This is a genomic window from Micromonospora foliorum, assembly GCF_022229015.1.
Taxonomy (GTDB): Bacteria; Actinomycetota; Actinomycetes; order Mycobacteriales; family Micromonosporaceae; genus Micromonospora; species Micromonospora foliorum.
Genome location: NZ_JAKKFF010000427.1, coordinates 1 through 6,088 on the forward strand (window position 1 = coordinate 1; position 6,088 = coordinate 6,088).

5 protein-coding genes are annotated in these 6,088 nt (G+C 70.8%); all 5 read right to left on the minus strand.

Annotated features, from left to right (window positions below; genetic code table 11):
• Positions 1-471: 471 nt before the first annotated feature.
• On the minus strand, positions 472-2,121 hold the full coding sequence (gene mctP / locus PSH25_RS26555) for a monocarboxylate uptake permease MctP (protein WP_238661635.1): 1,650 nt from the start codon (positions 2,119-2,121) through the stop codon (positions 472-474).
• The gene (locus tag PSH25_RS26560) at positions 2,121-2,363 is read right to left on the minus strand and encodes a DUF3311 domain-containing protein (RefSeq protein ID WP_238661636.1); all 243 of its coding nucleotides are present in this window, start codon (positions 2,361-2,363) and stop codon (positions 2,121-2,123) included. The genes mctP and PSH25_RS26560 overlap by 1 nt, the downstream gene beginning before the upstream one ends.
• Before the next feature lie 241 nt (positions 2,364-2,604).
• On the minus strand, positions 2,605-5,061 hold the full coding sequence (locus PSH25_RS26565) for a M14 family zinc carboxypeptidase (protein WP_238661637.1): 2,457 nt from the start codon (positions 5,059-5,061) through the stop codon (positions 2,605-2,607).
• Positions 5,062-5,171: 110 nt separating this feature from the next.
• On the minus strand, positions 5,172-5,408 hold the full coding sequence (locus PSH25_RS34235; RefSeq protein ID WP_372492855.1) for a putative leader peptide: 237 nt from the start codon (positions 5,406-5,408) through the stop codon (positions 5,172-5,174).
• Positions 5,342-6,088: histidine phosphatase family protein (locus tag PSH25_RS26570; RefSeq protein ID WP_238661638.1), on the minus strand; the 747-nt coding region annotated here is incomplete at its 5' end. The genes PSH25_RS26570 and PSH25_RS34235, both read right to left, overlap by 67 nt.

The window sequence follows — 6,088 nt, forward strand, 5'->3', positions numbered from 1 at the left end:
CCCGCTAACCCCGCCCACCCCCACTCCCACCCCGCCCCACCCGCCGCGCCCTACCCCAACCCCGCCGCGCCCCGCCCCGCCCCACCCCGCCTCGTCGATCTTGCACTTGTGGCGGGGGGCAAACAGCGTGAACCACCACCGGCCGGGCACCATAACTGCAAGATCGACGCGGGGGACGCGGGGCGCGAGGACGCGAGGAGGCGAGGAGGCGAGGACGTGGGACAGCGCGGGACAGGTTGATGACTCGCAGGCATCCTGATGCCTGTGAGTCATCACGCTGGTCGGGGCGTCCGCCCCACGACGACGACCGTGCGGGTTGGTGCGGCCAGCTGCCGTCGGTGGCTGTCGGATCAGTACGGCCGCCGGATCCCTCGCTCCGAAAGCGTCGCTTCGTAGAAGCTGAGCAGGCCCTCCACCTCTCGGACGCCCGGGCACCGACAGACGTCGGCACCCGGGCGTACGTACCTGAGGTCAGGCGACCGGCTCGCGGGCCGAGTCGGCGTCGCGGTCGGCGCCCGGGGTGACCCGGGGGTCGCCCTCGTCGGCGAAGTAGTCGTCCGGCTCGGTGCCGTCGACTCCCTCCTCGACCTTGGCGGCCCGCAGCGCGAGCGTCACCAACGCCGCCACGGCCAGGTTGACCGCCACCGCCACGATGCCGACGTAGATCGTCCGGGTGGTGTCGAACCCGAACTCCGACAGCGGGAACGCCGAACCGCCGAAGTGCTTCCGGGTCGGACTGGCCACCTGGTAGAGCATCCACATGCCCAACCCCATGCCGACCGCCCAGCCGGCGATCAGGCCGGTGCGGTGGAACCAGCGGGTGTAGAGGCCCAGCGCCACCGCCGGCAGCGTCTGCAGGATGATCACGCCACCGATCAGTTGGAGGTCGATGGAGAACTGCGGGTCGAGGAAGACGATGCAGGCCACCGCGCCGACCTTCACCACCAGCGAGGTGATCTTCGAGACGTTCGCCTCCTGGGCCGGGGAGGCGTCCCGCTTCAGGTACTCCTTGTAGATGTTGCGGGTGAACAGGTTCGCCGCCGCGATCGACATGATCGCCGCGGGCACCAGCGCGCCGATGCCGATCGCCGCGTACGCAACACCGGCGAACCAGTCCGGGAACTGCTGGTCGAAGAGCAGCGGGACGATGGTGTTGTTGTCCACCGAGCCGGCCGAGTTGCCGGGCAGCGGCTTCACGCCGGCCGCGATGGCCATGTAGCCGAGCAGCGCGATCAACCCGAGCAGCAGGCTGTACGCGGGCAGCGCCGACATGTTCCGCTTGATCACGTCGCGGTTCCTGCTGGCCAGCACACCTGTGATGCTGTGCGGGTAGAGGAAGAGCGCCAACGCCGAGCCGAGCGCCAGCGTCACGTACTGAAGCTGGTTGTTGCCGTTGAGCAGGATGCCGTCGTTCGGGTTGGGCGAGGCGTCGAACTTCGCGTCCGCGGCGGCGAAGATGTCCCCCCAGCCGCCCAGCTTGTACGGCAGGTAGACGATCGCCACCAGGATCACGATGTAGATCAGGCTGTCCTTGACGAACGCGATCAGCGCGGGCGCGCGCAACCCCGACTGGTAGGTGTAGGCGGCCAGGATGGCGAACGCGATGATGATCGGCAGGTGCCGGGCCAGCGCGTTGTCGCCGGTGACGCCCATCGTCTTGAGCACCGCCTCGATGCCGACCAGCTGCAACGCGATGTACGGCATGGTGGCGACGATGCCGGTGATCGCGATCAGCAGCGCCAGCACCGGCGAGTCGAACCGGTTGCGGACGAAGTCGGCCGGCGTGACGAACCCGTGCCGGTGCGACACCGACCAGAGCCGCACCAGCACCAGGAAGACCAGCGGGTAGATGACGATGGTGTACGGCACGGCGAAGAACCCGGCCGCGCCGGCACCGAACATCAACGCCGGCACCGCCACGAAGGTGTACGCGGTGTAGAGGTCACCGCCGACCAGGAACCAGGTGATCCAGCCGCCGAAGCTACGGCCGCCCAGCCCCCACTCGTCCAGGTGCGCCATGTCCTTCGGTGCCCGCCACCGGGCGGCCACGAAGCCCATCACGCTGACCAGCAGGAACAGCACTGAGAACACGATGATCTCGGTGAGATGGTCACGCCACATCAGCGGCCTCCCCGCTTCTTCGTCATCTGGTAGACCAACGTGGTGGTGCCGACGCCGAGCAGGATGAAGGCCAGTTGCAGCCAGTAGAAGCGCGGGAAGCCGAAGACCCGGGGCGAGTCGCCATTGAAGAACGCCGGGATCAGCGGCACCACGATGGGGATGAAGAGCAACCAGTTCCAGGGGCTGTGGTCCTTCGCCCTGGTTGGCGCCGTGGTCGGCGCCTCCGGTTCGGGTGCAGCCATCTGACACACCTCCGGGGAGTCGTGGCTTCCGATGTAACGGCCGGAGGCTACGACTCTGTGATGGCGGTCACCTTGCCCGTCCGGAGGGTGCTGCGCCGAACGGCCGGCCGCCTGCGCCGAACGGCGCGCCCGGATCGCCTGCCGGATGAGCAGGTGCGGCTGGCCCTCGACGGCGTGAGGCCCGGGTGCGGTTCGCACCCGGGCCCCACGTCGGCTTGGTCGCTGGCTCACCCAGCCGGGGTCAGCGCTGCGCCGCCCAGAGCAGGGCCCGCCCGAGCTGCGGCTGAAGGCCCTTCGGGTGCAGGCGGAACGTCGGGTCGGTGCCGAACAGCACCACACCGTTGCCGGCGGCGGAGACGCTCCGCACGATGCTGGCCTGGTTGGCCGCCGCGGCCTGCCCGTTGGCGCCGTCGGCGACCCACCAGCCGGCGAGCAGCGGGTCGGCGGCGTACGACTGCTCGACCTCGACGCCCGCGCCCAGGCCGGTGAACCAGACGGGCTGGCTGATGAACGCGTGCGGGATGGCGGAGGTGGTGACCGGTCCCCCGTTGTTGACGATGTTGGCCACCCCGCTGGCCAGGCTCGGCGCGGCAGTGGCGGTCACCGTCAGCAGCGTCGTGGCGTTGCTGAAGGACGCCCCGGCGGTGCCCAGGCCGACCACACCGCCGCCTCGGGCGAGGAAGCGGTCCAGCGCCGCCCGGTTCTCGGCGGTCAGGTTCGCCAGGTTGACGTTGTCGGCGACCAGCAGGACGTCCACGTCCTCGGTCAGCGTGCCGGTCAGCGTCGCGGCGGTCAGCGCCCGCGCCTCGAAGCCGAGGTCGGCGAGGGTGTCGCGCTCCTCGACCGAACCGAGATAGCCGACCACGACCCGGTCCAGCCGGGTGCCCCGCCAACCGGCCGGCGCGCGCTCGAAGCTGACCGCGTGGGCTCGGACCTCGGCACCGGCCAGCTTGCGGTTGGCCGGGGTGCCGGGGACGACCACCGACCCGTCCGCGAGCCGGTGGACCTCGACGCCCTTGGCGAGCAGCGAGTTCACCGCGAGCAGGTCGGCGGCGTCACGCAGATCCAACCGCAGGTCGGACCGACCGGCGGGCAGCACGCCCTCGGCCCGACCGTCGTAGGTCCGCTCCAGGCGCACCCGGGGCAGGGCGTCCCACACGGTGTCCACCGTCGCGCCCCAGGTGAGCCCCTGGCTCCAGGCGGCTGGGCCGGCGTAGAGGTCGTTCACCCGGTCGGTGATGTCCGCGCCCGGTTCGAGCAGCGAGTTGACCAGCCCGCGCTTGGGTTGGTGCAGGTCGACGACGTACGAGCCGGCCTGGTAGCGGTTTCCGCCGGCGGTGAACGCCTGCTTCGCCCGCCACACCCGGCCACCGCTGCTGATCAGCAGATCGACCAGGCGGGCCGCGGCCGGCTCGGAGCGCTGCCCGGCGCCGCTCGGGATGACGTACGCCCGGGGGAAGGTGGTGTGGTAGTTGTCCTCCTGCCCCCAGCCCGGCACGTAGCCGTCGGGGATGTCGCGCAACGGCTCACCGGCCAGGCCCCGGCGGTAGACCTCGGCTTGGTCGTGCAGCACCTCGGCGCGGTGCTCCTGGATGTAGCGCAGCGAGGTGCGTATCGCCACCTCGTGCACGTCGGTGTTGATACCGGAGCGGCGTACCCGCTCGGCCGGGGTGAGCGTGCTGCCGCGCGGGTTGAGCGGCGCCTCGATGGTGTACGGGATGCTGCTCTGCAACATGGCGAACGACGGCACGTAGATCGGCGGGAAGTCGTCCCACACGCCCGGTTCGTCGTCGCGGAACGGGATCCTGGCCCGCTGGGTCTCGGGGTACCCGAGGCCGCGCAGGTCCTCCTCGATCGCCAACGCGTTGGGCAGGCCGTGCTTGATGTACAGGTCGTACTCGTTGTTGACGTTGTGCGGCGGGGTGCTGGGGTGCAGCAGGGTCGGGTTGACGTACCCGTGCAGGTCCAACGTGATGATCGGCTTGGCGTCGATGATCAGTTCACGGATGAGGTTGGTCTCGGGCTGCGCGACGATGGTCAGGTCGCGGTTGAGGTCGTAGCCGGCCGCGTTGGCCCGGGTGCCGGCGACTCGACCGTCCGGGTTCGAGGTGATGTTGAAGACCAGCCGGTTGCGTCGCAGCAGTTCGGCGACCTCCGGGCTGCGGTCGGTGGCGAACTCCTCGATGACCCGCAGCGCCGCGTCGGTGCCCTCCCACTCGTTGCCGTGGATGTTGGCGTTGACGAACAGCGGGGTCTTGTAGCCGGCGAGCAACCTGCGGTCCCGCTGCGCCTGGGCGGGCTCGTCCTCGATGCGCCGTTTCCAGATCTCCTGCTGAAGCGCCTCGGCGCGACTCTCCGGCGCGGTCACGGTGACGGCGTACAGGTCGTAGCCGCCGGCTGACTTCCCGGCGACCCGGGCGGAGACCCGGTCGCTCGCCCGCTGGAGCGCGTTCAGCTTCGGCGCGATCTCGTCGTACGGGGTCACCCCGATCGGGATGGACGCGTCGGCCGGGTTGTCCGGCCAGACCGGGAGGGTGCTCTGCCGGGGGTAGCCCCGCACGTCGGAGAGGTCGACGGGGGTCGGCGGCACCGTGGGCAGCGAGGTGGCGGACGCCGGTCCGGTCAGGACCACGGTCCCGAGCAGGACGCTGCTCACCGCGGTCGCGGTGAGCCGGCGTAAACGTCGTGCGGACAGCATGAACGGATCTCCTGTCGGAGGGGTACGCGCAGGCGGACGCGCCGCGGGGCCGGAGACCAGCGGGGATGGGAAACGCCTACAGCGTGCGAGAGGGAGGGAGGAACCCGGCGTCAGATGGAGCGTCGACAGGCGGCGCTGGCGACGCGCAGGAGGTCGATGTGACCCCGCTTCGTCAGGTGAACGCTTCGCACGAACCGATCTTGAAGCGGGGTCCGTCCACTGTCAACAGGTTCCCCACAGGTTCGGGCCCACGAGCCAAAACCCTCCCGACAGATGGGAATTAGTCGATCTTGAAGAGGTGGGCGGTGTCGTTGACCGTACGCACGGCCACGCCGCCGTCGGGCCACATGTCGAGCACCGAGATGCCGGCCGCGTCCAGGAAGAGCCGGTGCAGGAAACCGTCGCCGGCCGCGAGCGCGTCGCGCAACACCAGCTTGATCGGCGAGACGTGCGAGACGACCACCACGGTCTCACCGGGGTACGCGGTGAGCAGCCCGCTGATGACACGGTGCGCGCGTTCGGCGACGTGGGTGAACGACTCCCCGCCCGGCGGCGCGATCCGGGGTGAGGCGAGCCAGGCGTCCATCTCCCCCGGCCACTGCTGGCGCACCTCGGCGAAGGTGCGCCCCTCCCACTGGCCGAAGTCGCACTCGATCAGGTCGTCGTCGGTGCGGACCGGCACGTCGCCGAGCGCCCCGGCGATCGACGCCGCGGTGGCCGTACACCGGGACAGCGGTGAGCTGAGCACGGCCGCGACGGACGGGGCCAGCTCGGCCACCCGGGCGCCGGTGGCGCGGGCCTGGGCCCGGCCACGCTCGGAGAGCGGCACGTCGCCGCGCCCGGAGTAGCGCCGCTGCTCGGTGTACGGGGTCTCGCCGTGCCGGACCAGGATCAGCCGGGTGGCGGTGAAGCTCGGCCGTGGCTCCCAGGACGCCGGCGCGGTCGCCGGGTCGCTGCCGACGATCGGGGCGGCCGGCGTCGTCGGGGGCTGGCCGGCGGCCGCAGTCGTCGCAGGACCACTGGGGGC

What these genes read in the sequence shown, in the direction of transcription:
- mctP (WP_238661635.1), bottom strand. Translation starts at nt 2,121, where the DNA reads ATGTGGCGTGACCATCTCACCGAGATCATCGTGTTCTCAGTGCTGTTC.
- PSH25_RS26560 (WP_238661636.1), bottom strand. Translation starts at nt 2,363, where the DNA reads ATGGCTGCACCCGAACCGGAGGCGCCGACCACGGCGCCAACCAGGGCG.
- PSH25_RS26565 (WP_238661637.1), bottom strand. Translation starts at nt 5,061, where the DNA reads ATGCTGTCCGCACGACGTTTACGCCGGCTCACCGCGACCGCGGTGAGC.